General features: G+C 60.2%; 27 protein-coding genes. 14 read left to right on the top strand and 13 right to left on the bottom strand.

What is annotated here, in order from left to right; all coding sequences use genetic code 11:
- Window positions 1-4: 4 nt before the first annotated feature.
- The gene (locus CX511_RS15525) at window positions 5-532 is read right to left on the bottom strand and encodes a cytochrome b (protein ID WP_045183132.1); all 528 of its coding nucleotides are present in this window, start codon (window positions 530-532) and stop codon (window positions 5-7) included.
- On the bottom strand, window positions 529-1,575 hold the full coding sequence (locus CX511_RS15520) for a catalase family peroxidase (protein ID WP_101293525.1): 1,047 nt from the start codon (window positions 1,573-1,575) through the stop codon (window positions 529-531). The genes CX511_RS15525 and CX511_RS15520 overlap by 4 nt, the downstream gene beginning before the upstream one ends.
- Window positions 1,576-1,706: 131 nt before the next feature.
- Between CX511_RS15520 and CX511_RS15515 the strand changes: the two genes are divergently transcribed.
- From CX511_RS15515 to CX511_RS15500, 4 genes are all read left to right on the top strand, one after another.
- Window positions 1,707-2,216 carry a sigma-70 family RNA polymerase sigma factor gene (locus CX511_RS15515; protein ID WP_045183128.1) on the top strand — a complete coding sequence of 170 codons (510 nt, stop codon included), beginning with the start codon at window positions 1,707-1,709 and terminating at the stop codon, window positions 2,214-2,216.
- Window positions 2,213-2,965: an anti-sigma factor family protein gene (locus CX511_RS15510; RefSeq protein ID WP_101293524.1), complete on the top strand. Its 753-nt coding sequence runs from the start codon at window positions 2,213-2,215 to the stop codon at window positions 2,963-2,965. The genes CX511_RS15515 and CX511_RS15510 overlap by 4 nt, the downstream gene beginning before the upstream one ends.
- A gap of 77 nt (window positions 2,966-3,042) precedes the next feature.
- Window positions 3,043-3,378, top strand: coding sequence for a DUF2790 domain-containing protein (locus CX511_RS15505; protein WP_045183124.1), 336 nt, complete (start codon window positions 3,043-3,045; stop codon window positions 3,376-3,378).
- A gap of 72 nt (window positions 3,379-3,450) precedes the next feature.
- A complete protein-coding gene (locus tag CX511_RS15500) occupies window positions 3,451-4,203 on the top strand; it encodes a FecR family protein (protein ID WP_101293523.1) in 753 nt (250 codons plus the stop codon).
- Window positions 4,204-4,245: 42 nt separating this feature from the next.
- On the opposite strand, the gene gloA is transcribed toward CX511_RS15500, so the two are convergent.
- Window positions 4,246-4,767 carry a lactoylglutathione lyase gene (gene gloA, locus CX511_RS15495; RefSeq protein WP_045183122.1) on the bottom strand — a complete coding sequence of 174 codons (522 nt, stop codon included), beginning with the start codon at window positions 4,765-4,767 and terminating at the stop codon, window positions 4,246-4,248.
- Between the two features lie 215 nt (window positions 4,768-4,982).
- Window positions 4,983-5,342 (bottom strand): histone-like nucleoid-structuring protein, MvaT/MvaU family, encoded by a 360-nt coding sequence (locus tag CX511_RS15490; RefSeq protein WP_101293545.1) that lies wholly within the window; start codon window positions 5,340-5,342, stop codon window positions 4,983-4,985.
- 364 nt (window positions 5,343-5,706) lie between these two features.
- Between CX511_RS15490 and CX511_RS15485 the strand changes: the two genes are divergently transcribed.
- Entirely contained in the window at window positions 5,707-6,996 is a 1,290-nt protein-coding gene (locus CX511_RS15485) for an OprD family porin (RefSeq protein ID WP_101293522.1), read from the top strand.
- A 68-nt stretch (window positions 6,997-7,064) separates the two neighbouring features.
- Window positions 7,065-7,814, top strand: a complete 750-nt coding sequence (gene cobF / locus CX511_RS15480; protein WP_101293521.1) for a precorrin-6A synthase (deacetylating) — start codon at window positions 7,065-7,067, stop codon at window positions 7,812-7,814.
- On the opposite strand, the gene CX511_RS15475 is transcribed toward cobF, so the two are convergent.
- Window positions 7,780-9,099, bottom strand: coding sequence for a glycosyltransferase (locus tag CX511_RS15475; protein WP_045183114.1), 1,320 nt, complete (start codon window positions 9,097-9,099; stop codon window positions 7,780-7,782). The genes cobF and CX511_RS15475 overlap by 35 nt on opposite strands.
- 73 nt (window positions 9,100-9,172) lie before the next feature.
- Window positions 9,173-9,535, bottom strand: coding sequence for a response regulator (locus tag CX511_RS15470; protein WP_045183112.1), 363 nt, complete (start codon window positions 9,533-9,535; stop codon window positions 9,173-9,175).
- A 278-nt stretch (window positions 9,536-9,813) separates the two neighbouring features.
- Here CX511_RS15470 and CX511_RS15465 point away from each other — a divergent pair, with 278 nt between their 5' ends.
- The 4 genes from CX511_RS15465 to CX511_RS15450 are packed head-to-tail and all read left to right on the top strand — an operon-like array spanning window position 9,814 to window position 15,885.
- On the top strand, window positions 9,814-13,308 hold the full coding sequence (locus tag CX511_RS15465; RefSeq protein WP_101293520.1) for a response regulator: 3,495 nt from the start codon (window positions 9,814-9,816) through the stop codon (window positions 13,306-13,308).
- Complete coding sequence (locus CX511_RS15460; RefSeq protein WP_101293519.1) at window positions 13,305-14,126, top strand: CheR family methyltransferase; 822 nt, start codon at window positions 13,305-13,307, stop codon at window positions 14,124-14,126. The genes CX511_RS15465 and CX511_RS15460 overlap by 4 nt, the downstream gene beginning before the upstream one ends.
- A complete protein-coding gene (locus CX511_RS15455; RefSeq protein WP_045183107.1) occupies window positions 14,123-14,698 on the top strand; it encodes a chemotaxis protein CheB in 576 nt (191 codons plus the stop codon). Before CX511_RS15460 ends, CX511_RS15455 begins: the two co-directional genes overlap by 4 nt.
- Complete coding sequence (locus CX511_RS15450) at window positions 14,692-15,885, top strand: hybrid sensor histidine kinase/response regulator (RefSeq protein ID WP_045183105.1); 1,194 nt, start codon at window positions 14,692-14,694, stop codon at window positions 15,883-15,885. The genes CX511_RS15455 and CX511_RS15450 overlap by 7 nt, the downstream gene beginning before the upstream one ends.
- A gap of 48 nt (window positions 15,886-15,933) precedes the next feature.
- Here the strand turns inward: CX511_RS15450 and CX511_RS15445 are convergent, their stop codons facing one another.
- Genes CX511_RS15445 through CX511_RS15435 form a run of 3 tightly spaced genes read right to left on the bottom strand, consistent with a single transcriptional unit; the run spans window position 15,934 to window position 18,588 of the window.
- Window positions 15,934-16,527, bottom strand: coding sequence for a TetR/AcrR family transcriptional regulator (locus tag CX511_RS15445; protein WP_045183102.1), 594 nt, complete (start codon window positions 16,525-16,527; stop codon window positions 15,934-15,936).
- Window positions 16,528-16,537: 10 nt separating this feature from the next.
- On the bottom strand, window positions 16,538-17,386 hold the full coding sequence (locus CX511_RS15440) for a 3-hydroxybutyryl-CoA dehydrogenase (protein ID WP_101293518.1): 849 nt from the start codon (window positions 17,384-17,386) through the stop codon (window positions 16,538-16,540).
- Window positions 17,387-17,403: 17 nt separating this feature from the next.
- Window positions 17,404-18,588 carry an acetyl-CoA C-acyltransferase family protein gene (locus CX511_RS15435; RefSeq protein WP_045183097.1) on the bottom strand — a complete coding sequence of 395 codons (1,185 nt, stop codon included), beginning with the start codon at window positions 18,586-18,588 and terminating at the stop codon, window positions 17,404-17,406.
- A 169-nt stretch (window positions 18,589-18,757) separates the two neighbouring features.
- On the opposite strand from CX511_RS15435, the gene CX511_RS15430 reads away from it, so the two are divergent.
- The gene (locus tag CX511_RS15430) at window positions 18,758-19,771 is read left to right on the top strand and encodes an AraC family transcriptional regulator (protein WP_101293517.1); all 1,014 of its coding nucleotides are present in this window, start codon (window positions 18,758-18,760) and stop codon (window positions 19,769-19,771) included.
- On the opposite strand, the gene CX511_RS15425 is transcribed toward CX511_RS15430, so the two are convergent.
- Window positions 19,748-20,647, bottom strand: coding sequence for a dihydrodipicolinate synthase family protein (locus CX511_RS15425; RefSeq protein WP_045183093.1), 900 nt, complete (start codon window positions 20,645-20,647; stop codon window positions 19,748-19,750). The genes CX511_RS15430 and CX511_RS15425 overlap by 24 nt on opposite strands.
- A gap of 38 nt (window positions 20,648-20,685) precedes the next feature.
- Window positions 20,686-21,468: an aldolase gene (locus tag CX511_RS15420; RefSeq protein WP_045183091.1), complete on the bottom strand. Its 783-nt coding sequence runs from the start codon at window positions 21,466-21,468 to the stop codon at window positions 20,686-20,688.
- Between the two features lie 159 nt (window positions 21,469-21,627).
- On the opposite strand from CX511_RS15420, the gene CX511_RS15415 reads away from it, so the two are divergent.
- Together CX511_RS15415 and CX511_RS15410 are read left to right on the top strand one after the other, a co-directional pair.
- Window positions 21,628-22,170: a helix-turn-helix domain-containing protein gene (locus CX511_RS15415; RefSeq protein ID WP_045183090.1), complete on the top strand. Its 543-nt coding sequence runs from the start codon at window positions 21,628-21,630 to the stop codon at window positions 22,168-22,170.
- A 5-nt stretch (window positions 22,171-22,175) separates the two neighbouring features.
- Window positions 22,176-22,961: an AraC family transcriptional regulator gene (locus CX511_RS15410; protein WP_101293516.1), complete on the top strand. Its 786-nt coding sequence runs from the start codon at window positions 22,176-22,178 to the stop codon at window positions 22,959-22,961.
- Here CX511_RS15410 and CX511_RS15405 read toward each other — a convergent pair.
- A complete protein-coding gene (locus tag CX511_RS15405; RefSeq protein ID WP_101293515.1) occupies window positions 22,950-23,537 on the bottom strand; it encodes a LysE family translocator in 588 nt (195 codons plus the stop codon). The genes CX511_RS15410 and CX511_RS15405 overlap by 12 nt on opposite strands.
- Window positions 23,538-23,821: 284 nt before the next feature.
- Here CX511_RS15405 and CX511_RS15400 point away from each other — a divergent pair, with 284 nt between their 5' ends.
- A complete protein-coding gene (locus CX511_RS15400) occupies window positions 23,822-25,393 on the top strand; it encodes a TerC family protein (protein WP_045183086.1) in 1,572 nt (523 codons plus the stop codon).
- Here CX511_RS15400 and rarD read toward each other — a convergent pair.
- A complete protein-coding gene (rarD, locus tag CX511_RS15395; RefSeq protein WP_045183084.1) occupies window positions 25,356-26,243 on the bottom strand; it encodes an EamA family transporter RarD in 888 nt (295 codons plus the stop codon). The two genes, CX511_RS15400 and rarD, sit on opposite strands and share 38 nt — an antisense overlap.
- Between the last annotated feature and the right edge of the window lie 22 nt (window positions 26,244-26,265).

Genomic DNA, 26,265 nt, shown 5'->3' with positions numbered 1-26,265 from the left:
CTGGCTAGCGACGTCCAGGCCACATGCTGCGCAGCACCCCATCGCGCCGCACCAAACCGTGCACCAGCGCCGCGCCCAGGTGCACCAGCACCGTGGCGAACAGCAGGTAAGCCAACCCGCCATGGGCCCGGCGCAGTACGGCATACAGCTGCAGGTCATGGGGCAGTATTGCCGGCAGTTGCCATGGCAGTGGATTGCCACTGGCCGAGAGCATGCCCCAGCCGATCAACGGCATCGCCAGCATCAGCGCATACAGCAGCAGGTGGGAGGCGCCAGCCGCTAGTTTCTGCAGCGTGGGCAGGTCGGCGGGTAAGGGCGGGTGGGGCAAGGTCAGGCGCAGGACGATGCGCACCAACACCAACAGCAGGAGCGCCAAACCAATGGCTTTGTGCAGGCCAAGCAACCAGGTGTGGCGCGGCGATAAGTCGGCGATCATGCTGACGCCAACGAACAGCATGGCCAGGATCAGCACCGCCATGAGCCAGTGCAGCAAGCGCGCCAGGGGGTGGAAGGCAACCGGTACAGGTCTCATGGGTGTGCTCCCAATTGCGCCGCTTCGCGGCTGCGGCGGTTGAAGGATTCGGCATACGCCGCCGAACGGGCCGCCAGGATCGGGTCGGCAGAGGGCTTGATTCCCGCAGGCAGAATCGTTGGGTCAAAGTTGAGGTCGCGACAGGCGCCTTGTTCAGGGCCGTCTACCTGCTCGATCACCAGGGTACCGGCATCGACGGTTGGCCGTTCGGCAGGCCAGGGCCGGGTCGGATCATCGACAGGGTCACCCGCCTCGGCCAGGGTCAGGCGCAAGGTCCAGCGCAATGGCCCTTGGCTCAGACGTTGTTGCAGGTCGTGTTGCAGGTAATCCCGGTCGTCGACTTGACCTTGCAAGGCGGCAAACGGCGTTTGCGGTAACAGGCTCCAGCGCACATAGCGGCTGTGGCCGCTGTGATCGATCAAAGCAAAGGCATTGATGCTGTTGAAGCTGGAATTGGCAAAACTGTCGGGGGCCTTGTAGTCCTTGGCCCATTGACGAAATGCGGCGCTTTCCGGATGCGCGGCGAAGAAGGCTTGCACCCGCGCCGGGTCTGGTTTGCCGCTGGCCGGGTCCGGGGTCATGGCCACTACCTGCTGGTAGAAGGCTTCTGGGGTGCTCACTGCGAGCACCGGCGGCGTATTCATGCCAGTACGCCAGACCTGGCCATCGTCGCTGGTCAACTGCAGTGCCAGGCTCCGGGTCGGCACGCTGGTGTCAGCGCTGTAAGGATTGCTGCCGCCAATGGCGAAGCGACCGATCACCGGCACCCGTTCCTGGCTGAACACGCGCGCCTGGGACAGCGGCGCAGCCTGCTTGCTACTGAGGAAGTAACCGCTGACACAAAGGCCTTTGGCGTGATTCTTACGGTATCCAGGGTAGTGGCCAGCCTGCGCCTCGAAGGTATCGATAATGCGTTTCGGGGTCAGGCGGTCGCTGCCGATCCAGCCGGCGGCATAGGCAAAGCTTGCGGCCAGGGCGCTCAGGCCCAGGCCAATTGCAACCAGACGCAAGGTGCGGGGTCGACCGTGTAACGGCGTGCTCATGGCGGCGATCCGGGTCAGTGAATGAGCCAGTACGACGGCTGGGCAACGTTTTTATTCCGCGGCCATGGAATAAGTTTTTCTGCGCAGCGTCTGTCTCTTACACTGACCACCTGCAGGCCAAGACCCCGGCAATGAACGAACTCGATGACGACCAATTACGCGAAATGCTCGAGCGCCTGCGCCGTTTCGCCCTGTGCCTGACCCGCGAGGCCAGTAGCGCTGACGATCTGGTCCAGGCCACGGTCGAGCGCGCCCTCAGCCGTCGACTGCAGCAGCGTGAACAGGACAGCCTGCGCGCCTGGCTGTTCGCGATCCTTTACCGGCAATTTATCGACGGCAAACGCCGGGAGCGACGTCATGCGCGCTGGCTGGCCTGGTTCGGTCGGGGTGAAGAGGCCGGCAACGCCACCGAAGACATTGTGCTCGCCCAGTCTGGCCTGGCGGCCTTTGCCCGTTTACCCGCCGAGCAACGCGCGCTGTTGTTGCTGGTCAGTGTTGAAGGCCTCAGTTACAAGGAGGCCGCCCAGGCGTTGGAAGTGCCCATCGGCACAGTGATGTCGCGTTTGTCGCGGGCGCGTACGGCGCTGCGCGAACTGGCCGAGGGCTCGACAGTGTCCCCGGCGTTGCGGAGGTTGAAATGAGTCAGTTGATCCCGTCAGAAGGCGAGTTGCACGCCTATGTCGATGAGTGCCTGGACCCGGAGCGTCGCCGGGCGGTGGAGTTGTATCTGGCCGCCAATCCCGAACAGGCCATGCGGGTTGACGGTTGGCGCCGTGATGCCCGGCAATTGCGCGCGGCGTTGTCCGGGTTGGCCGGGCAGCCTGCCAACCCACGGCTTGATCCAGCCTATATACGCGGTGAGCGGCGTCGGCGTCAGCAGCGACGCTGGGCCAATACGGCGGTGCTGTTGCTGGCGCTGGGTATGGGTGGGCTGGGAGGCTGGCACATGCGCGACGCGAGCCTTGTCGCCAGCAATTTGCCAATGGCTGATGCACTGCAGGCCCATAGGCTGTTCGCCGATGCTGGCACCTTGGACCTCAGCGCCCGTGATCCGCTGCGGTTGCAGGCCTGGCTCGGGCAGCATTTTCGCCATGTTGGCAATCTGCCTGACTTGTCGGCTTATGGCTTCACGCCGCTGGGTGCGCGGTTGCTGAGCAACGAGCAGGGGCCAGCGGCCTTGCTGGTGTTCGAAGACTCCCAGGGGCAGCGGATCAGCCTGTTTCTGCGCTCGCCGGGCGAGCGTTTTGCGCGTATGCCCAGCGGTGAACGCATCGATGGGCAATTACAAGCGCGCTACTGGTCTCATGGTGATTACAACTATGCCTTGGTCAGCAATGCTTCCGACCATCGCAGTGCGCAACTGAGCAAGGCGCTGGATATCGCCTTGTAGCCGGTCATTGCGACCCGGCGTAAGCTCGATGCTGTGTGATCCAGCAGTTTGATCCATCACCAGTGAGGTAAGGCGAAATGAAGCGCAAGCAAGGTTTGGTAGTGGCAGCGTTGGTGCTGCTGGCCGGCCAAAGCGCGCTAGCCTCGGCACCGGAAGTGAAGGATGCGCGTCTGGTTGCCCATGAGCAGGCAGTGCAGGCCTATGCAGCAAAAACCGGCAAGTCAGTCCCTGCTGTTCAGGACTACAGCTACGGCACAGCCATCGATGTCGCCCGGCTCATCGAACAGACGCCTATGGCGCGTGGCTGCGAAGCGGCGCCGATGTTGATGACGTTTGAAGACACTTCCGGGCAGCTGGTAACCCTGCGTTATCGGCTCGAAGGGCAGTGTCCGCGATTCCAGGCCACGCGCTGAAGAACGGAATCACTGGATGATCCGGTGATGGCCATTTAGTATTTGGCGCTTCTAGCGTCAGAGAGAGAGGCCATGCAAGCACCGACAGGAAGTCCGCAGCATAACCGCCGCACGTTGCTCAAGCGCGGCGTGGCGTTGGCTGCGCTGGTGCCGGGCGGCTGGGTATTGAGCCAGCAGTTGCTGACCGTCTGGCGTGCTGATTTGCACACTGCCGTCGGTGAGCGGCGTGGCGTGCGTCTGGCGGATGGCAATGTGTTGCAGTTGAATACCGGTACGGCTGTAGACGTGGATATGGTCCGTCATCGTCTGAAGTTGATCGAAGGTGAGATTGCCCTCAGCGTCAATCGCGCGCAGCCCACCGACGTGGACTTTGGCCTGGGGTGGGTGAGCATCGGGCAGGCGCACATCAGCTTGCGTCGCGATGCCGACCGCTGCCAGATTTCAGTGCTGCATGGCACGGTTCAGGTGAAGCCAGAGCAGGGCATAGAGCTGGCGCTGCATCAGGGTGACCAACTGACCCTGTACAACAACGGCAGCGGCGCGATGGGGCGATTTGATCCTTATGCGCCGGACTGGCGCGATGGCGTGTTGAGCGTCCGTGATCAGCCACTGGGTCGCTTCTTGCGTGAAGTCGGTCGTTATCGACCGGGCATCCTGCGCTGGGAGCCAGCGCTGGATGCACTCTCGGTCACCGGCACGTTCCAATTGAACGATACCGACCGGATATTGGCTGAGCTGACGACCAGCCTGCCGGTGGCCGTGCAAGCCCGCAGTCGATATTGGGTCACGCTGGTGCCGCGACAAGGCACGCCGCGTGAGGCCTGACGCTCGGTCGTTTCACGGCCAATCGCAACCTGTCGGCAGCGACTACAGTTCGGTTGGTTGGATGATCTCAACCCAGTAGTCGTCCGGGTCCTTGATGAAGGCCAGGTGCTTCATGCGGCCGTCACTCAGGCGTTTCTGGAAGGTGACGCCCAGTTGTTCGAAGCGTTCGCAGGCAGCGCGGATATCCGGCACCGAAATGCAGATATGGCCAAAGCCACGCGGGTCGGTATTGCCATTGTGGTAGGCAAAGTCCGCGTCATTTTCAGTGCCGTGGTTGTGGGTCAGCTCGAGAATGCCTGGGATCGATTTCATCCACTCGGTGCGCTGGGCGGCATCGGCAGGAATCTGTGCCTTGTCGACCAAGGCGAGGAAATACAAGCTGAACTCGGCTTCCGGGAAGTCGCGTTTTTCTACCAGGCTGAAACCCAACACGCGCGTGTAGAAGTCCAGGGACTTGGTTACGTCCTTGACCCGCAGCATGGTGTGGTTGAAAACAAAGTGTTTGGTTGCGGCATCCGGTTGCGCGGTGACACCGGCAAGGGTGTCGAGTTGATTCAGGCTCATGGCTACTCCGCTTCAAGAGGCTGGCAACAGTGGCCAGCAAAACAGTCAGAGCGACATGATACGGATCTGAATCGATTGCGCAAACGTATTGCGCCCCGCCTGGAAGGGGCGGGGCGCAAGAATTAGAAGCCCGCCGAGGCGGGCGTATGGGGCGCTAGTCCGTTAGCAGCCTTCATCCTGATCGAGTCGATGTGAAAAAAGTGTGAAGAACGCTTTCACGAACGCAGCCAGCTGTCTACCGTTTTTGCACCGTACTGTTCTTTCCACGCTTTGAGGCCGCGGTGGTTGCCACCTTTGGTCTCGATCAGCTCGCCGGTATGTGGGTTCTCATACACTTTGACCACCCGTGCGCGGCGGGTTTTGGGTACGGCTACCACACCTTTGGCCACGGCTTTGGGGTCGAGGATGGAAATGATATCGCGCAGGTTTTTGCCGTAGCTATTCATCAGATCGACAAGTTTTCGTTCGAACTCGATTTCGCGCTTGAGGCCGGCATCCTTTTTCAGCGCCTCCAGTTGCGCCATCTGTTCTTGAAGCGCTTTTTCGGCAGCACGAAACTCTGCAAGTCTGGACACTGTCATCACTCCTTTATGTCGTCAGTGGCCCGGCAGGGGTAAAAACAGGAATAACCTGAATAACGCTGCCAGCACTGGGGTGGGCACAACATCGCACTAATTAAGAGTGTAGTAGTCTGCGCGCCGGGGGTAAACATTTGAAATTTAACATCGCTGCAATGGAACTTTCTTACTTGCCCGCGCGTTAATACCAAACAACTAGTCGGTAACCCGTAGAGCGCCTTAGACAAAGGTCCAATGGCCCGGTCTAGAGCGGTTTGGAGATAATGCCTGGTCAGCTTCGAGGTTTATTGGCGCTGGATGCGTTGCCGGTGCCTGGACGGCTGCCGGTTGTTTTTTGTCATTCTTTCGGATTGTGCTTCTCATGTTTGCCCCATTTCCCCTTGCACCCGAGCGCGGCCTTGCTGGCCTGCTCGCGATGTTGACTGCCGCTTCGACTCAGGCTGCCGGTTTTGTTGAAGACAGCAGTGCCAAAGTCGAAGCACGCAATGTCTATTTCAATCGTGACTTTCGCGATGGCCATGTCAGTTCCAGCCAGGGCGCGTCGAAACGCGAAGAATGGGCACAGGGATTTATCCTCAATGTACAGTCCGGCTATACCCAGGGCCCCGTCGGCTTTGGCGTCGATGCCTTGGGCATGCTCGGGATCAAACTCGATTCCAGCCCCGCCGACAGTAACAGTGGCTTGTTGCCGTCCAGTGGCAACAACCCGCGTGAGTCAGTCGACCAATACGCGAAAATGGGCCTGACCGGAAAAATGCGCTATTCGCAGACCGTACTCAAGTACGGCTCGCTGCTGCCGGATATGCCACTGCTCAAGTACAACGACGGCCGCTTGCTGCCCACGATGTTTCAGGGGGCGATGCTCACCTCCGAACAAATCAACAACCTCAAGTTCAGCATTGCCCGTTTGGACAAATACACCGCGCGCGATTCCACCGATCGTCAGGACATTCGCGTGCACTGCAAGAACAAACGCTATGCCTGCAACATTGAAGCCGATCATTTCGACATGGCCGGCGTCGATTACAAATTCAGTGAGCGGCTTAGTGCTCAGTATCAGGTCGCCAAGCTGGAGAACATTTACCGCCAGCACTTCCTGGGGGTAGTGGCCAGTCAGCCGCTGAACGTCGGCAGCCTGTCCGCCGACCTGCGCTTGATCAAAAGCGACGACATTGGCAACGCCCGCGCGGGTGATATCGACCATCGCGCGTTCAGTGGCATGCTTGGTTACAGCCTGGGCGGCCACAAGGTCAGCGCCGGTTGGCAGCGCATGTACGGTGAAAATTCGATGCCGTACCTCGATGGCAGCAACCCGTACCTGGTCAACTATGCCCAGGTCAACGACTTCGCCGCCGCCCAGGAGCGTTCCTGGCAGTTACGCTATGACTATGACTTCAAGGCCGTTGGTGTGCCTGGCTTGACCTTCTTCACCCGCTACATCAACGGTGACCACATCAAGGTGCCGGGCAGCCTGGCCGAGGGCAAAGAGTGGGAGCGTGACAGCGAGCTCAAATATCAGGTCCAGAGCGGCACCTTCAAAGATGTTAGCGTGCGCCTGCGTAACTCTACCTACCGCAGCAACTACGAGAAGTGGGCGCGGGACATGGACGAAACGCGGGTGATCGTCAGCTACAACTTCTCAATCTGGTAAGCGACGCATTGCTACAGCCCCTTGGTCGGTCGACAATGGCGACTGGCCAAGGCGGGGAGTGATGCGCAATGAAACAGCTGCTGTTGATCGGCATCGGACCGGGCAATCCGCGCCAGATCACCCTTGAGGCGGTTGATGCGCTCACTCGTGTCCAGGTGTTCTTTGTCCTCGACAAGGGGCGTGTCAAGGATGAGCTGCTGCAACTGCGTAAAGACATCCTCGAACGCTACATCTCACATGCGCACTACCGTTTGGTGCAGGTCGAAGATCCGTACCGAGAGGGGGCTGCCAGCAACTACGTCGGTGCTGTGCAGGCCTGGCACCAGCAACGGGCCACGCTCTATGCCCACTTGATCGAGACCGAGCTGGCGGAGGGTGAGTGCGGGGCATTCCTGCTCTGGGGTGAGCCGACGCTGTATGACAGTACCTTGCGTATCCTTGATCTGGTTAAAGCCCTTGGCGTCGGGATCGAGCTGGAGGTGATCCCTGGTATCAGCAGCGTGCAAGCTCTGGCCGCCCGCCATCGCATCCCCTTGAACCGCATTGGCGAGCCCCTGACCTTGCTGCCAGGGCGACGACTTGCCGAACAGGCGCGGATCGACAACCTGGTAGTGATGCTCGACGGCCACTGTGCGTTCGCCGCCCTCGACGATCCGCAACTGTGGATTTACTGGGGGGCATACCTTGGCACCGGCGATGAGATTCTCATCGCCGGGCCGTTGCACGCGGTTCGCCACCAGATACTTGAGCTGCGCGCGCAGGCGCGCGCGCGCAAGGGGTGGATCATGGACACTTATCTGCTGCGTCGACCGCTGTAGCCAAGCGATTCTTCGCTTCGATCCATTGCGCCATGTACTGGGTGCTCTTGTGTTGGTGGTGACGCAGCATGGCACCGGTGAAGTTGAACAGCCGGTGCTGGTCCAGATCGCTCAGAGCATATTCGATGCGTTCGACCAGGGCAGCGCTGTGTTGGCGGTGGTCATAGCGGGCCTTGAGCAGTTGTAAGCCATGTTGTTGCGCTTGCTCCCAGCGGGTCTGGTCGTTGTACAGTTGTGCCGCAGCGTCGGCCAGGCCTTCGGCGGTGCTGGCCACAGCGCCAGGCCAGGGCAGGGCACCGTGCATGGCTTCGGCGCCGATCGGGGTGGTGACGCTGGGGGTGCCGCAGAGCATGGCATCGGTGAGTTTGCCCTTGATCCCGGCACCGAAGCGCAGCGGCGCCAGGCAGATCCGCGCATTGCCCATCACCTCCAGGGCGTCTTCAGCCCAGTTCATGATGTGGAAGCCTTCGCCAGGCTTGTGCAATGCCGTGGCTTTGGGCGGTGTGTAGGCACCGTAGATGTGCAACTGTGCCTGCGGCAGGCGGCGACGGATCATCGGCCAGAGGCTGTTCTTCATCCACAGCACGGCATCCCAGTTAGGGGCGTGGCGGAAGTTGCCAATGCTGAGGAAGTGGGCCCGTTGCGCAAAAGGCTTGAAGGGCTCGCTGGGCACGTCGACCATCAACGGGCACCAGTGCAGCAAATGCTCGGGAACACCGAAGCCGTTGATCAGCAGGTCGATCTCGACATCGGAGATCATCAGGCTCAGGTCGCTGCGGTAGATCGCCGCCAGTTCGCGCAAGGTCAGGTCGGCCGTGGCCATTTGCCGATACAGCTCGGGGCCGGGCGTGGCGAACAGTGCGCGGAAATCGTTAGGGTCTAGCCCTTCGATCAGGCGTCGGCGCAGCAATTGCTGGCGAGCGTCGCGCAGGCTTTGCAGGTCGGAGGTTTCCAGCACGCGCAAGGCGCGGGGGCAGTGTTTTTCCACACGCCAGCCGAATTGCTCTTCCATCATGAAGCGGTCGAACAGCACGACATCCGGGGCCAGCTCGCTGACAAAGTGATCGAAACTGCTGTCGTTGAGAGTGATGGCCTGCTCGGCGATGCCCAGCTCGGCAAGGTCGGCCTTGTGCTCGCCGACGGTTGCCGGGCTGCTGAAGGTCACCCGCCAGCCACGCTGCACGAAGCTTTCGAGGATCTGCATCATGTGCCCGCCGGCGGCCGAGGAGCGCGGTTCGGGCCAGACATAGCCGATGACCAGGACGTTGAGGGCGGGTGTGAGCATGTGCGAAAAGCGCCTTGGCAAAAACGCCTATTAGAACAGATTGGCGCCACGCTGGGAGCCGGCATTGCCGTCCTTACTCCGCCAGAATGCTTCGTACCTTGTCGCGCAACTGATCGATGCTGAACGGCTTGCCGATCAGGTGCATGCCTTGCGGCACTTGGACGCTGTCGCCATAGCCACTGGCGAACAGGATCGGCAGCGTCGGCCTGGCGTCGAGGGCCTTGCCCGCCAACACCTTGCCATCCATATCCGGCAGGCCGATGTCGGTCATCATCAGGGCCAGCGATTGCTGAGGATTATTGAGAACCCTCAAGGCCGCCGCGGCGTTATCGGCCTCAATGACGGCATAGCCCAACGCTTCAAGTACATCGACGATCAGCATGCGTACGATGGCGTCATCCTCGACAACCAGAAGGGGTGGGTGAGATGAGGGCATGGTGAAAGTCCTGTACAAATGTCTGTTGATACTCTGTAAGCCAGGGGATGCCTGAAGTTCCCTGCGTGCTTTGCAGCATAACCATCCCTGCGCGTGCAGGGAACGATTAGCGCTTGCAGGTCTCAAATGCTGGCTAAATGCCCTGCCAGAAGTGCAAAAGCTGCTTAGACTGGTGTGTAGACAGCCACTGAAACGGCTGTCGACGTGGAAAAGTAGAACTATTACTCGAATAATCCGCCACACTCTTTTGTTTGATTCACTTGCTCGGACCTTTTGAGATGATTCAGCCAGCCTCGATAGATCAGCAAAGCTTTCGCAAGTTGCTGAGCCGCAACATCGCCCTGCCCCTGGGGGTAGGCCTACTCAGTGCGGTGGTGTTCGTGGTGGTGATCAATTACCTGTTGTCGGCCATCCAATGGGTGGAACATACCGACCGGGTGATCAATAACGCCAACGAAGCGGTCAAGCTGTCGATTGATATGGAAACCGGCATGCGCGGCTTCCTGATCACCGGCGACGAACGTTTTCTCGATCCCTACGAGGTGGCCAAGCCCCAAGTGCTGTCAGGGTTGATGGGGCTGCAGCAACTGGTCAAGGACAACCCGCAGCAAGTTGACCGCCTTGATCGGTTGATCGGCTTGCAGCAAGAGTGGAATGCCTTTGCCGCCCAGATGATCAGCCTGCGTCGCGAGGACGGTGATTACCGTGAACCGATCCGCGTCGGCCGCGGCAAGCGCATCACTGACGAGATCCGCAAGGAGTTCGAAGCCTTTACCGGCATGGAACAGCAGTTGCGGGTGGCGCGTAATGAACAGGTCAGCAGCCTGACCATGGCGGCGATTTCGGTGTACTTGTTGTTTATCGTCCTGCTCAGCGCCTTGTTGGCCTACCTGGGCCGGCGCGACTTGCTGGCATTGTCAAACAGCTACACCAGTAACCTGCAAGCCCAGCAGCGCTCAACCCAGCGTTTGGAGCAACAGGCCTGGTTGCGCAGCGGTCAGACGCAACTGGCCGAACAGGTGCTTGGCCAACTGACGTTACCGATGCTGGGCAACAATATCCTGCGTTTTTTCGCCGGTTATCTGGGCAGTGTGGTCGCAGCACTCTACGTGCGAGACGAACATGGTGGCCTGCGCCGTGTGGCCAGCTATGGTTTCTCCAGTGAACAGGAGGCCCGCGAGCAGGTGGTGGGTCAGCAGGAGGGCATACTCGGTCAGGCGCTGAGTCAGGGGCGTCTGTTGCGGCTTGATCATGTGCCCGATGATTACTTCAAAGTCAGTTCCGGATTGGGGGAAGGTTTACCGCGCAGTGTGCTGGTGATGCCGTCAAGCAATGACGGGCAGATCAACGGTGTGGTCGAACTGGGTTTCCTGCGGCCATTGACCGACCGCGATATCGAGCTGCTGGAATTGGTTGCCGATAACCTTGGCACCTCGATTGAGAGCGCACGTTACCGTCAACGCCTGCAGGAGGTGTTGGCCGAGACCCAGCAGCTAAACGAAGAGCTGCAGGTCCAGCAGGAAGAGCTGAAAACGGCCAACGAAGAGCTCGAAGAGCAATCGCGAGTGCTCAAAGAGTCACAGGCGCACCTTGAGACCCAGCAGGCCGAACTCGAACAGACCAACGAGCAACTGGCTGAACGCACCGACGCCCTGGCCGAGCAACGTGATGCCCTGGACCGCAAGAACGGTGAATTGAATCAGGCGCAGCTCGAATTGCAGACGCGCGCCGAAGAGCTGCAGCGCTCCAGCAAATACAAGTCAGAGTTCCTTGCCAACATGTCCCACGAGTTGCGCACGCCACTCAACAGTTCGCTGATCCTGGCCAAGCTGCTGGCGGAAAACCCGCAGGACAACCTCAGCGCAGAACAGGTCAAGTTTGCCGAGTCGATTTATTCGGCAGGCAATGACCTGCTCAACTTGATCAATGACATCCTCGATATCGCTAAGGTCGAGGCCGGCAAACTCGAAGTACGGCCGGAGACCACCCAGGTGGTGCGCCTGACCGAAGGCTTGCAGAGCCTGTTCGAACCGCTGGCCCGCGATAAGCAACTGAGCTTCAGCGTGGTCATCGAGCCGCAGGTCCCTGCGACCCTGTATACCGACCGCCAGCGTCTGGAGCAGATCCTCAAAAATCTGCTGTCCAATGCCGTGAAGTTCACCGAGCGCGGCCAGGTCAGCCTGACGGTCAGCTATCAGGTAGGCACCGGTATGGTTTTCTCGGTGCGCGACAGCGGCATTGGCATCGCCGCCGACCAGCAACAGCGTATCTTCGGGGCCTTCCACCAGGCCGATGGCACCAGCAATCGGCGCTATGGCGGCACCGGTCTGGGCTTGTCGATCTCGCGTGATCTGGCGCAGTTGCTTGGCGGTCGGATCAGTGTCGACAGCAGTATCGGCAAGGGCAGTGTATTCAGTCTGATCCTGCCACAACGCTATGAGCCCATGATTGAGCAGGCTCCGGCCATGATCGTCAATCAGCCCATGGCCACGCGGGTAGAGCCCGAGCCGCAAACGCCGCTTAACGCTGCAGTGATTGCGCGTAGCACGCCGGCATTTGCCGACGACCGCGACCTGGCACCGTTCAGTAACCGTTGCATTCTAGTGGTCGAAGATGAGCCGAATTTTGCCCGCATTCTCTATGACCTGGCCCATGAGCTGGGTTATAGCTGTCTGGTTGCCCAGGCCGCTGATGAGGGCTATGAGCTGGCGGCGAGTTTCATTCCCGACGCGATTCTGCTGGATATGCGCTTGCCTGATCACTCCGGCCTCACCGTGTTGCAGCGCCTCAAGGAGCAGGCCAGCACCCGGCACATTCCGGTGCATATCATTTCGGTTGAAGACCGCGTGGAGGCGGCCATGCACATGGGCGCCGTCGGCTATGCGGTCAAACCCGCCAGCCGCGAAGAACTCAAGGCAGTATTCGCGCGTCTGGAAGCCAAATTGACCCAGAAGCTCAAGCATATCCTTCTGGTCGAAGACGATGACCTGCAGCGCGAAAGCATTGCCCGCTTGATCGGCGACGATGACATTGAGATCACTGCGGTCGGCATGGCTCAGGAGGCGCTGGATCTGCTGCGCGAGAACATCTACGACTGCATGATCATCGACCTGAAACTGCCGGACATGCTCGGCAATGAGCTGCTCAAGCGCATGTCGGACGAGGACATCCGTTCGTTCCCACCGGTGATTGTCTACACCGGACGCAACCTGACCCGTGATGAAGAAGCCGACCTGCTCAAGTACTCACGCTCGATCATCATCAAGGGGGCCCGCTCACCGGAGCGCCTGCTCGATGAAGTGACACTGTTTCTGCACAAAGTCGAGTCGACGCTGTCCCATGAAAGACAGCGCATGCTCAAGACGGCGCGCAGTCGCGACAAGGTGTTCGAAGGGCGCAAATTGCTCTTGGTCGATGATGACGTACGCAATATCTTCGCCCTGACCAGCGCACTCGAGCACAAGGGGGCGATCGTCGAGATTGCCCGCAATGGTCGCGAGGCGATCGAGCGGCTTGAGCAAAACCCTGATATCGATCTGGTGCTGATGGACGTGATGATGCCGGAAATGGACGGCTACGAAGCCACGCGGCGGATCCGCAAGCAAGCGCAGTGGCGCAAGCTGCCGATCATTGCGGTCACCGCCAAGGCCATGAAGGATGACCAGCAACGGTGCCTGCAAGCCGGGGCCAACGATTACCTGGCCAAGCCGATAGACCTTGACCGGTTGTTCTCGCTGATCCGTGTCTGGCTGCCGCAACTGGAGCGAATTTGACTATCGAACGTAATACCGACATCGAAATACGGCTGCTGATCGAGGCTATTTACCTCAAGTACAGCTATGACTTTCGTGATTACTCCGGTGCCTCGATCAAGCGCCGGATCCTGCATGCCTTGCGCCAGTTCGAGTGCAAAACGGTCTCGGCGCTGCAGGAGCGGGTGCTGCACGATCCGGGCATGTTCATGCAGTTGCTGCAGTTCCTGACCATCCCGGTCAGCGAGATGTTTCGCGACCCGGAGCACTACCTGGCGGTACGCCAGGAGGTGGTGCCGCTGCTGCGCACATGGCCATCGCTGAAGATCTGGATTGCCGGCTGTAGCACCGGTGAGGAGGTCTATTCGATGGCGATTCTGTTGCGTGAAGAAGGCCTGCTGGAGCGCACCATCATCTACGCCACCGACATCAACCCCAGTTCCCTGGACAAGGCCAAGCAGGGCATCTATTCGATGCAGAACATGCGTGAGTATGAACAGAACTACCGCAAGGCCGGTGGCCTGCGCGACTTCAGCGAGTACTACACCTGCGCCTACGGCAACGCCATTGTCGACAGCAGCCTGCGTGACAACGTCACCTTTGCCGATCATAGCTTGGCGACCGACAGCGTGTTTTCCGAAACCCAGTTGATCTCGTGCCGCAACGTGCTGATCTATTTCAACAAAGCCTTGCAGGATCGCGCCTTCGGCTTGTTCCACGACTCGTTGTGTCACCGTGGCTTCCTGGTGCTGGGCAGCAAAGAAACCCTGGATTTTTCCGCCTACGCGGACCAGTTCCAGGCACTGGTCAAGCCAGAACGGATCTACCGTAAATCATGAACGGCATTCAGGCGGTTGCGCTGGGCGCTTCGGCCGGTGGTGTCAGCGCCTTGCTGCAGCTGTTCCATGACCTGCCGGTGGATTTTCAGATCCCCTTGGTGTGCGTGCTGCACTTGCCCGATGACCGCCACAGCCAGTTGGCCGAAGTGTTCAGCCGCAGGCTCCGGCGCCCGGTGTGCGAAGCGCAAGACAAACAGCCGGTAGCCCCGGGCATGATCTATTTCGCCGGTCCCGGTTATCACCTGTCGGTGGAGCAGGACCGCTGTTTTTCGTTGAGCCAGGAAGAACGGGTGTACTTTTCCCGGCCTGCCATCGACATCCTTTTTGAGTCGGCTGCCGATGCCTATGGCCCGGCGCTGCTGGGTGTGCTGCTAACCGGTGCTAACGAAGACGGTGCGCGCGGCCTGGCACAGATCAAGCAGTTGGGCGGTTACACCATCGTCCAGGACCCGCACGAAGCGCAGGTCGCAACCATGCCCAACGCGGCGCTGGCTCTGCACCGGCCTGACCACATACTGCCGTTGAGCGGCATCGGGCAATTGCTCGCCAAGCTGGAATTTTCTGAATGCTAAGCCATATCCAAGCCAAGCTACTGATCGTCGACGACCTGCCAGAAAACCTCCTGGCACTGGAGGCGCTGATCAAGGGCAGCGATTGTGAAGTGCATCAGGCCCAATCTGCCGACCAGGCGCTGTCGTTGTTGCTCGAACATGAGTTTGCCCTGGCAATTCTGGATGTACAGATGCCGGGCATGAACGGTTTCGAGCTGGCCGAATTGATGCGCGGTACAGAAAAAACCAAGAACATCCCGATTGTTTTCGTCAGCGCCGCCGGGCGTGAGATGAACTATGCCTTCAAGGGCTATGAAAGCGGCGCGGTGGACTTCTTGCACAAACCACTGGACAACCAGGCGGTAAAAAGCAAAGTCGCGGTGTTCGTTGACCTTTTCCGCCAGCGCAAAGCCTTGGGCCAACAACTCGAAGCGCTGGAGCGCAGCCGCGCTGAGCAGGAGCAACTGCTTTCCCAGTTGCAGGTTACCCGCCGCGAACTGGAGCATGCGGTGCGCATGCGCGATGACTTCATGTCGATTGTCTCACATGAGGTACGCACGCCGCTCAATGGCCTGATTCTGGAAACCCAGCTACGCAAGCTACACCTGGCCCGGGACAACGCCGATGCGTTTACCCTGGACAAGATGCGCGCCATGGTCGAGCGCGATGAGCGCCAGATCAATAGCTTGATTCGTCTGATAGAGGACATGCTCGATGTGTCGCGGATCCGTACCGGCAAGCTGTCCATCCGGCCCATTCAGTTCGACCTGAGTCAGCTGGTCGCGGGCTTGATCGAGAATTTCGCCGCCCAGGCAGCGGCAGCGGCATCGTCCATCGAGTTCAAGGATCAGGTACCGCTTCCAGGTGTTTGGGATGAATTTCGCATCGAACAGGTCGTGGCCAACCTGCTGACCAATGCCTTGCGCTATGGGGCAAACCATCCGGTACAAGTGCGCACCTTCGAGCAGCAGGATCTGGCCTGCATCGAGGTTCGCGACCAGGGTATCGGTATCAGTGAGCAGAACCAGCAGCGCATCTTCCAGCAGTTCGAGCGGGTGGCCAGCAATCCAGGTAATGCTGGGCTGGGCCTGGGGTTGTACATCTCGGAGCAGATCGTATTGGCCCATGGCGGCAGTATTGAGGTTCAGAGTGCCGAGGGCAAGGGCGCTACCTTCACCGTGCGCCTGCCGCTTCCCAGACCGCGTTGAGGCACGAACGGTCGCTGGCGGTTAGCGCGCCTGCGACCACGCTTGGCCTCAGACCATCGAGTTCAGGCTTTCACCGCGCAAGGTCCGTTCGATGCCGCCCAGCAGCATGCTTTCCATCAAGGCCAGGCCCTGGGCCTGGGGGAGTTGAGAGGCCTGCAACCAACTGGGCAAGCTGTTGAGCAGGTTGGCAATCACATGGGCCGTAGCGGCCAGTGCCGGGCCCCGCAAGGTGGCCTTGGGCACAATCAGGCGCAGCAACGCGGTTTCATACTGTTGGCGTAGTTGGCCAATCCGCGCTTGTTGCTCCGGGCTCAGGCAGCATTGATCCCGCTCGGCCAGACGGAACTGCAGCGGGCGCTCCGTGTGCAGCGCCCAATGCGCCGCAATGACCTGCGCCAGGGTTTGCTGATGGGCGCGGCGCCCCTGGTTGAGGGTGGCAAGCAGTTCCTCATACAACTCTTCGATCAGGTCGTACAACAGGTCCTGCTTACTGGGGAAGTGATGGTACAACGACCCTGCGGTCAAGCCCAGGTGGCTGGCCAGCTCGCGCATGCTGACCTGGCCAAAGCCCTTTTCGGCGAACAGCGCCAGGGCTTTGTCACGCCGCTCTTCGAAGTTCGTACAGCGCAAAGCGGCGTCCATGGGCTCGTCCTCAGTAGGTGAAGAAGCCGCGACCGCTCTTGCGCCCCAGGTAGCCGGCGGCAACCATTTCCTTGAGCAGAGGGGCAGGGCGGTACTTGCTGTCGTTATAGCCTTCGTGGAAGGCCTCCATGATCGCCAGCAGAGTGTCCAGGCCGATCAGGTCGGCCAAGGCCAGCGGGCCGATCGGCTGGTTGCAGCCCAGGCGCATACCGGTGTCGATGTCTTCGGCGCTGGCCAAGCCCTCTTGCAGCACGAAGATGGCTTCGTTGATCATCGGCACCAGGATGCGATTGACCACGAACCCCGGACGGTTGCCAGCGCTGATTGGCGATTTGCCGACCTGTTCGGTCAGGGCCAGGGCCGTTGCGTAGGTGCTGTCACTGGTCTGCAGGCCACGAATGATTTCGACCAGGGCCATCATCGGCACCGGGTTGAAGAAGTGCACGCCGATGAACCGCTCAGGCTGACTGACCGCTGCTCCCAATTGGGTAATCGACAGCGACGAGGTGTTGGTGGCAATCACGCAGTCACTGCTGACGCTGGCGGCGATCTGCTGGAGGATGCGCAGTTTCAGCTCAAGGTTCTCGGTGGCCGCCTCGATCACCAGCTGTGCGTGCTGCAATTGAGCGTAGTCAGTGCTGGTGGAAATTCGTGCCACCGCTGCTTCGGCAGCGTCGGCGGCCAGGGTCTGTTTGCTGACCTGACGATCGAGGTTCTTGCGCAAGGTGGTCAAGCCGCGCTCCAGCGCGGCCTCGGACACATCGATCAGGGTAACCTGGTAACCAGCCACCGCACAGACCTGGGCAATGCCATTGCCCATGGTACCGGCGCCGATGACTGCAACGTTTTGAATACTCACGGTGAAAACTCCTGGGTTCAGACGCGCTCGAAGACCACGGCGATGCCTTGGCCACCGCCGATGCACATGGTGGCCAGGGCGTAGCGGCCTTCAATGCGCTGCAGTTCGTGGATGGCTTTGGTGGCAATGATTGCGCCGGTAGCACCGACCGGGTGACCGAGGGAGATGCCAGAACCGTTGGGGTTGACCTTCTCGGGGTCAAAGCCCAGTTCGGCCGCCACGGCGCAGGCCTGGGCAGCAAAGGCTTCGTTGGATTCAATGACGTCCAGGTCAGACACTTGAAGGCCGGCTTTTTCCAGGACCTTGCGTGTAGCAGGGACCGGGCCCAGGCCCATCAGCTCGGGTTCGAGACCGGCATGAGCATAGGCAACCAGACGCGCCAATGGTTTAAGACCATGGCGTTTGACGAAATCACCGGTGGCCAGCACCAGCGCACCGGCGCCATCGTTCAGGCCGCTGGCATTGCCGGCCGTGACGCTGCCGTCTTTCTTGAACGCCGGTTTCATCCCGGCCAGTTGCTCGGCGGTGACGTTGCCACGCACGTGCTCGTCGACTTCAAAGCGCACGGTGCCTTTACGTCCAGGAATATCGATCGGCACGATCTGGCTGTCGAAACGGCCTTCGGCAATGGCGCGGGCGGCACGTTGCTGGCTGACCAGGGCCAGTTCATCCTGCATCTGGCGGGTGATGCCATTGCGCTCGGCAACGTTCTCGGCAGTGATGCCCATGTGGAAGCCAGCAAACGGGTCGTGGAGGATACCGAGCATGTAGTCGACACCCTGCAGATCACCCATGCGCGCACCCCAACGGGCTTGCGGCAGCAGGTAGGGGCCACGGCTCATGGATTCAGCACCGGCTGCCACCACGGCCTCGGCGTCACCGAGCAGCAGGCTCTGGGCGGCGGAGACAATGGCCTGCAGGCCCGAACCGCACAGGCGGTTGACGTTGAACGCCGGGGTTTCCTTGGGAATGCCGGCATTCATCGCGGCGACCCGGGCCAGGTAGGCATCGCGGGCTTCGGTAGGGATGACCGTGCCCATGACCACATGGCCGATCTGCTCAGGTGCTACACCGGCTCGCTCGATTGCCGCACGGGTCACGGTGCTGGCCAGGTCAGCCAGAGGCAGGTCCTTGAGGGCGCCGCCAAAACTGCCGATGGCCGAACGGACGGCGCTGACTACGTAGATTTCCGGGGTGTTCATGATCGACTCCAGTATGCGAAAGCATGGCGGGGCGGTGGCAGCCTCTGACAGAATGCACGCCAAGCCAGGTTCAGGTTGTCAGCGAGTCTAGGCAAAGCCTTTCGCTGGGCCTATGCCATAACTGTTCACTGAAACTGGTATTTTTTGCCATACCCTTGCGGAATCCGCCATGCGGGAAAACGATACAGTCGCGGTTTACTTCGTCCATACCATGCTGCATTCGCTGCGTGACCAACCGCAGCGGGCGGCGGCTTTGTTGCGCGAGGCCGGTATCGATCCGGCGGTGCTCGACACGGAAGGTGCCCGGGTGTCGGCTTCAGCCTTTGCCCGGCTCTGGTTGATCCTGATCCAGGCGCTGGATGACGAGTTTTTCGACCTTGACAGCCATGGCATGCCACTGGGCAGTTTTGCCCTGATCTGCCGTGGCCTGATCCAGGAACCGACGCTGGAAAAAGCATTGCGTCAATGCCTGGGCAATTTCGCCCTGTTCTTGCGTGATGTGCGCGCCAGCCTGTCGATCAAAGGCGCGCGGGCGTTGATCAGTGTGAAGTCACGCATCGACGATCCACTGACCCGTGTCTATGCCGAAGAAACCTTCCTGGCCTTGGTGATTAGCCTGTTGTGCTGGTTGGGGGGGCAGCGGCTGGTGATTGATCGCACGGCGCTGACGGATCTGCGTCCGGCCCAGGATGACGACCTGTTGCTCTGGGGGGCCAACCTGCAGTTGGGGGCGGGTGTCAGTGAAATCGAATTTGCTGCCGACTATTTGCGCTTGCCGGTGATTCAGGATTTGGCCGGGCTCAAGACCTTCCTGCGCAGTGCGCCGCAGTGGCTGGTGATACGCTATCGCAATCAGAATGGTCAGGTGGCTCAGGTGTACCGCTACCTGCGTGAGCGTGAGCAGGGCCAGTGGCCAACCCTGGTGGCCATGGCCAGGCGCCAAAGCCTGAGCCCCAGCAGCTTTCGCCGCCAACTGGAGCGCGAAGGCCGCTCGTATCAGCAGATCAAGGATGAAGTTCGCCGTGCCACCGCTTTTGAATGCCTGCGCGAAACCGACATGAGTATTGCCGAAATCGCAGAACGCACTGGGTTCCAGGAACCCAGCGCGTTCCACCGCGCGTTCAAGAAGTGGACTGGCGAAAGCCCTGGGGGCTACCGCTTACGCATGGCTCCCGGTCGCTAGGGCCTCCAGCAACTTACGCAGGTGATCCTGTCCTGCCTGGTTCAGGGCAAACACTGGCCGACGTGGCTCGCCCACGGGTAGCCCCTGGATGGCCAGGCCAGCCTTGACGGTCGCCGGCAAGCCCGCCTTGAGGATGAAGTCCAGCAGTGGCAACTGACGGTAGAACACGGCCTTGGCAGTCTTCAGGTCATTGCTCACGATGGCTTTGTACAATTGCTGATTGAGGTCGGGGATCAGGTTCGCCGCCGCGGTGCACCAGCCGCTGGCACCGGCGATGAAGGCTTCCAGGGCCAATGGGTTGCAACCGTTGTAGAAGGGCACCTTACCCTCACCGAGCAGCTGCAGTTTGTGCATGCGCTGAATGTCGCCGGTGCTCTCCTTGACCATGGTCACGTTCTCGACTTCGCGCACGATGCGCAGAATCAATTCCACCGACATGTCGGTGCCGCTGGTGGCCGGGTTGTTGTAGAGCATGATCGGTACATTGATGCTGGCACCGATGGCCCGGTAGTGTTCGAAGATCTCCGCTTCGCTGAGCTTCCAGTAGGCCGTTGGCAAAACCATCACCGCATCGGCGCCATGCGCTTGGGCAAAGCGTGCGCGGCGGATGGCGCCCGCGGTGGTCAGGTCGGAGACGCTGACAATGGTCGGCACGCGTCCGGCGATGTGCGCCAGGCTGAATTCGGTGGCCTGGTCCCACTCCTTGTCGCTCAGGTAGGCACCTTCACCGGTGCTGCCCAGGGGCGCAATGGCATGTACCCCGCCTGCGATCAGGCGGTCGATGGACTGGCCCAGGGCAGTCAGGTCAAGTTGCTGACCGTCGCTGCTGAACGGGGTGATGGTGTAGCCGATGATGCCGTGAAAGGTTGTGCTCATGAAAGGTACTCCGCAAGTAAGGCAAATAGGGCAAACAATCAGCTCAGGCAGTCGGCATGCACCCGCAGGCACTGCCGCGCGTAGTAGTTGAAGGCAGCGCTGTGGCGTTTCGGGCGAGAAATCCAGTCGTGGGCTTCGCGGCCCAGGGCCGGCTCGATCGGTTTGACGTCGCCGGCAGCCATGGCCAGCAGTTGCAACTTGGCTGCACGCTCAATCAGTTGGGCGATGACACACGCTTCTTCGATGCTGCTGCCGGTTGACAACTGGCCGTGGTGAGAAAGCAGGATGGCGCGCTTGTCGCCCAGTGCGGCGCTGATGATTTCGCCTTCTTCATTGCCCACCGGCACACCCGGCCAGGCTTGCAGAAAGGCACAGTCCTCATACAGCGGGCATAGGTCCATGTGCGAAACCTGCAGCGGCACTTCCAGCATTGACAGCGCGGCGACATGGGTGGGGTGGGTGTGAATGATGCAGTTCACATCCGGACGTGCCCGATAGACCCAACTGTGAAAGCGGTTGGCCGGGTTGGGCATGCCCTGGCCTTCGAGCACTTCCAGGTCTTCATTGACCAGCAGCAGGTTGCTGGCGGTGATTTCATCGAAACCCAGTCCCAGTTGCTGGGTGTAGAAAGTGCCCGGTTGTGGTCCGCGGGTACTGATTTGCCCGGCCAGGCCGGAATCGTGGCCGTTGTCGAAGAGAATTCGACAGGTCAGGGCCAGCTTTTCCCGTGCAGTCCACGTATTATCGGCAAGCGAGCCTTGCATCTGTGTAAGGGCCTGCTTGATCAGTTGGTCCTTGGGCAATGCCAGAGTCTTGGCCATGGGGATATCCTCGATGGTGTGGAGAAGTGTCAGGCTGGCCCGCCCCGGCTACTTGGAAGGTGGAGGGGCGGTTAAGCTGATGACACAAAAAAGCATAAATGACACAATGTGTCATTAGCAAGAAAAAGCTTGCCCGTGGCACTGGGAAAATTGCACTGAATGTCTATCCGATTGAAATTATTAAGAAAAAAACTTGGGGTTACCTTGGAGGTGTTGGCCGAAAAGTCCGGCATGACCAAGAGCTACCTCTCCAAGGTTGAACGTGGCCTCAATACGCCATCGATCGCCGCTGCCTTGAAACTGGCGCGGGCGCTGAGTGTCAACGTCGAAGAGTTGTTTGCTGAGGATATGCCTGGCCAGGCACGTTTCAGTCTGGTGCGCAGTGGCGAGCGACAAGCCCTGTCGGGCAGTGCCCAGGGACCAGGTTACGCGGTGCTGGCCAACCATATCGGCAGCCGCCGTTTGCTGCCGTTTATCATCAGCCCCCCTCACGACTTCAGCGACTCGACGTTCAAAGAGCACCTGGGCGAGGAGTTTCTGTTTGTTCACGAGGGCCAGGTGGAGGTGGATTTCATGAATGAACGGGTGATTCTCGAGCGCGGTGATGCGCTGTACTTCAACGCCCAGACGCCCCATCGGCTGCGCTCGCTGGGGGACGTGCAGGCGCAATTGCTGGTGGTGGTGCATGACGCCGAAGAATGACACCGATGACCACTCACTCGCGTTTCTGGCGTGATCCGGCGCTGCCGTTCATTGAGGCGCGCCGCGTCGATGATGGGCGCAAGGTCTGCTATGCGCCGCATTCCCATGAGAGCTTTTCCATTGGGGCGATCACCGGTGGACGCAGTACCTATGTGAGTGGGGACAACCATCAACAGGTAACAGCAGGTAGCGTTGTGTTGATGAACCCTGGGGTGGTGCACACGTGCAACCCGATTGAGGGTGAGCCTTGGTCTTACCTCATGTTGTATGTCGACCTGCCCTGGTTGCAGGCCTTGGGCTTCCAGCCCTTTGAAGTGCTCAGCAGCCAATCACCTGACCTTTACCAAGGGCTGTGCCAGCTGCACGGCGTGCTGACGGACAGTCAGCTCAGCAGTGCCAGCAAGCACGCGGCACTGCGCATCTTTTTCAGTGAGCTTATCCAGCGATTGCCCTCCCGCGTGGCGGACGCCGGACGCGTCAACCCACGTTTGTTGACCGCTGCGGCTTTCATTCGCGCGCACTGTACCCAGGCACTGCGACTGGAAGACATGGGTGATGCGGCCGGGCTCTCCACCTCGTATCTGATCAGGGCGTTCAAGCAGCATTTTGGATTGACGCCCCACGGTTATCTGGTCGACCAGCGGGTGCAGTATGCCCGGGCCCGGTTACGCAGCGGCGCACTGATTGCCGAGGTGGCACTGGAAGCAGGGTTTGCCGACCAGGCACACCTGCAGCGGGCTTTCAAACGTCACCTTGCCGCAACGCCGGGGCACTATCGATCAGCCCAGTAGCAGGTACAGGGCGCTGGCCACCAGTAACGCCGCCAACACGCGATTGAACAGGCGAACGCGTTGTGGATTGCCCAGGTACTGGCTGATGACGCTGCCGGCCCAAGCCCAAGTGGCGATGGACAGGTAGCAGATAACAAAATAGATCCCGGTGAACTGCCAGAGCAGGGTCGTTTCGCCTTCGCTGACATAAGCGCCGACACCGGCGACGCAGGCGAGCCAAGCCTTGGGGTTGAGCCATTGCAAGGTTGCACCGGCGAGCATGGACGGTGCTGCTGTGGCCGAGCGGCTGGCCAGTTCTCCACGGTCGCTGGCTAGCTTCCAGGCCATATAGAGCAAAAAGGCCACGCCGCCAGCGTGCAGCGCTTGGGTCATGGCGGGCCAATAGCGCAACAGCTCATGCAGGCCCAGGCCGATCACGATCAGTAGCAAGCTGAAGCCGAGCGTAGCACCGGTGACATGCCTGAGGCTTGCGCGCAAACCATAGCGGGCACCGCTGCCCAGGGCGACAAGGTTAACCGGGCCGGGTGAAATGGAAGCGGCCAGCGCGAAGGCGGCCATGGACAGCATCAGGCTCATGAGGGTTCATCCTGTAGGAAAGGTTGAATCAGTCTGATGGTCTCGCTGGGCCGGGTATTGAAGGAAATTACCCTACTGAAGGTTGGACAGGCGGCACACGCTTTACAGAAATTGAAATAGTTTTGCGCTATCAGAAAAGCCTGCTGCAATTGTAGGATCTCCTCCCCAAATTCACGCTAGGTTGATATGACTTCGTTCTCGGAGCCCCCCAGTAGCTGGCCGTCCCGGCCTTTCTCCCGTCCCTGTGACGTTTCCCTGCTGTTCGCCCAGATGAGTGCCCGCCCATGGAATGGCTAGCCGACCCCACGGCCTGGCTGGGCCTTGCCACGCTGATTGTGCTCGAGCTGGTACTGGGTATCGACAACCTGGTGTTCATCGCGATCCTTGCCGACAAACTACCGCCGCATCAGCGCGACCGTGCGCGGGTGATCGGTTTGTCCTTGGCGTTGATCATGCGCCTGGGCCTGCTGGCCAGTATTTCCTGGATGGTGACCCTGACCGCGCCGTTGATCGAGGTGCTTGGCAAGAGCTTCTCCGGTCGTGACCTGATCATGCTGTTTGGTGGTGTGTTCCTGCTGTTCAAGGCCACCATGGAGCTGCACGAGCGCCTTGAAGGCCATGTCACCCAAACCAACGGCAATGCCCGTCATGCCGCGTTCTGGCCGATTGTGGCGCAGATCGTGGTACTCGATGCGGTGTTCTCGCTCGATGCGGTGATCACGGCTGTCGGTATGGTGGAACACTTGTCGGTGATGATGATCGCGGTGATCTTCTCCATTGGCATCATGATCGTTGCCAGCAAGCCACTGACACGCTTCGTCAACAGCCATCCAACGGTGATCATGCTGTGTCTGGGCTTCTTGATGATGATTGGTTTCAGCCTGACTGCCGAAGGCCTGGGTTTCCACATTCCCAAGGGCTATCTGTATGCGGCAATCGGCTTCTCGATCCTGGTCGAAGTGTTCAACCAGGTCGCTCGCGCCCGGCGCAAACGCAGCCTGCAGCAGCACCGGCCATTGCGTGAACGCACTGCCCATGCGGTATTGCGCCTGTTGGGTGGGCGGCGCATCGAGGCTGATGAAGTCGGTGAAGAAATTGCCGACCTGGTTGAAGGCGGTGAAGAGCATGTGCTGTTCGACCGTCGTGAACGGGTGATGATCAGCGGTGTGCTGAACCTTGCCGAGCGGCCGATCAAGACACTGATGACAGTACGGACCCAAGTCGATGCCATCGACCTGGCCCAGTCGCCCGAAGCAATCCGTACCGCGTTGATGCATTCGTCCTACTCCCGCTTGCCGCTTATCCGCAATGGCCGTATCGACGAGCCGTTAGGTTTCGTGCACAAGAAGGAGTTACTCAAGGAGCTGCTGGCCGGCAATGAGCCGGACCTGGAAAGCCTGGCCCGCGCACCGCTGAACCTGTTGGAGAGCTTCAGCATCCTCAACGCCTTGGAGCAGATGCGTAACCAGTCGACTCACATTGCTTTTGTGGTCAACGAGTTCGGTGATTTCACTGGCTTGCTGACCATGACCGACATTCTTGAGTCCATCGCTGGTGAATTGCCCGATGCCAGTGAGGTCGAGGGGCCAGGAATCATTGAGGACGAGCAAGGCTTTGTCGTCAGCGGTGCCCTGAACCTGAGTCAGATCCAGGCGCGTACCGGTTTCACGGCCAAGCCAACCGAGGATTACCAGACCCTTGCCGGCCTGGTGATGAGCCTGCTGGATCGTTTGCCAATGGTCGGCGACAGCCTGGAATGGAATGACTGGCAGATGACCGTGGTTGCGGTGGAGGAGCGCCGGGTCCGTGAGGTGCGCCTCAGGCCGAGCGCCGCTGGTGACGCAGCAGGTGTTTGATGCCTTCGAGGATCAGCACCAGCACCGCCAGCCAGATCGGCAGGTAGGTCAGCCACTGGTCGGGACCGATGGTCTCGCCCAGTAGCAGGGCCACCGCCACCAGCAACACCGGTTCGACGTAACTGAGCAAGCCGAACAGGCTGAAGGCCAACAGTCGGCTTGCCCAGACGTAGAAGATCAGCGCCAGGGCGCTGATCACTCCGAGCAACGGAATCAGGCCATACAGCGCAGGATGCTCGACCAGGTCCTGGGCATTCAATGGCCCCTGGATGACAAAGTACAGCGCCGCTGGCAGCAGTAGACACATATCCGCCCAGAGGCCACCGAGGTGGTCGGTACGGCATTTGCGCCGGAGCACGAAGTACAGCGGATAGCCAATGGCGACCACCAGGGTTTCCCAGGCGAAACTGCCATGCTGGTACAGCTCGTGGCCGACGCCGGTTGCCGCGCATGCCACCGCTACCTTTTGCAGGCGTGACAGGCGCTCACCGTAGACCACTCGCCCGGTCAGGACCATGCTCAACGGTAGCAGGAAGTACCCCAGCGACACCTCAAGGCTGCGGCCGTGCAAGGGTGCCCAGAGGAACAACCACAACTGCACCCCCAACATCGACGACGTGCCGAGCAGGCCCAGTAGCAACATCGGTGTTTGCCGGATGCGCTTGAGCAGGCCGGTTATCAATGCTCCGTCCTTGCTCACCAGCAGAAACAGGGTCAGGCAGGGCAGGGTCAACAAGGTCCGCCAGCCAAACACTTCTTCACCGTCCAGCGGCGTCAACAGCGAGGTGTAGTAATACATCACGGCGAACAAGCATGACGCCATGACCGATGAAATGATGCCTTTGGACACGAGGGCCTCTGTAGCAAGAAAG

The organism is Pseudomonas sp. S06B 330 (genome assembly GCF_002845275.2).
In the GTDB taxonomy this organism is placed as follows: Bacteria; Pseudomonadota; Gammaproteobacteria; order Pseudomonadales; family Pseudomonadaceae; genus Aquipseudomonas.
The sequence above is the reverse complement of the archived record's forward strand: the minus strand, read 5'-3'. Positions and strand labels throughout refer to the sequence as shown.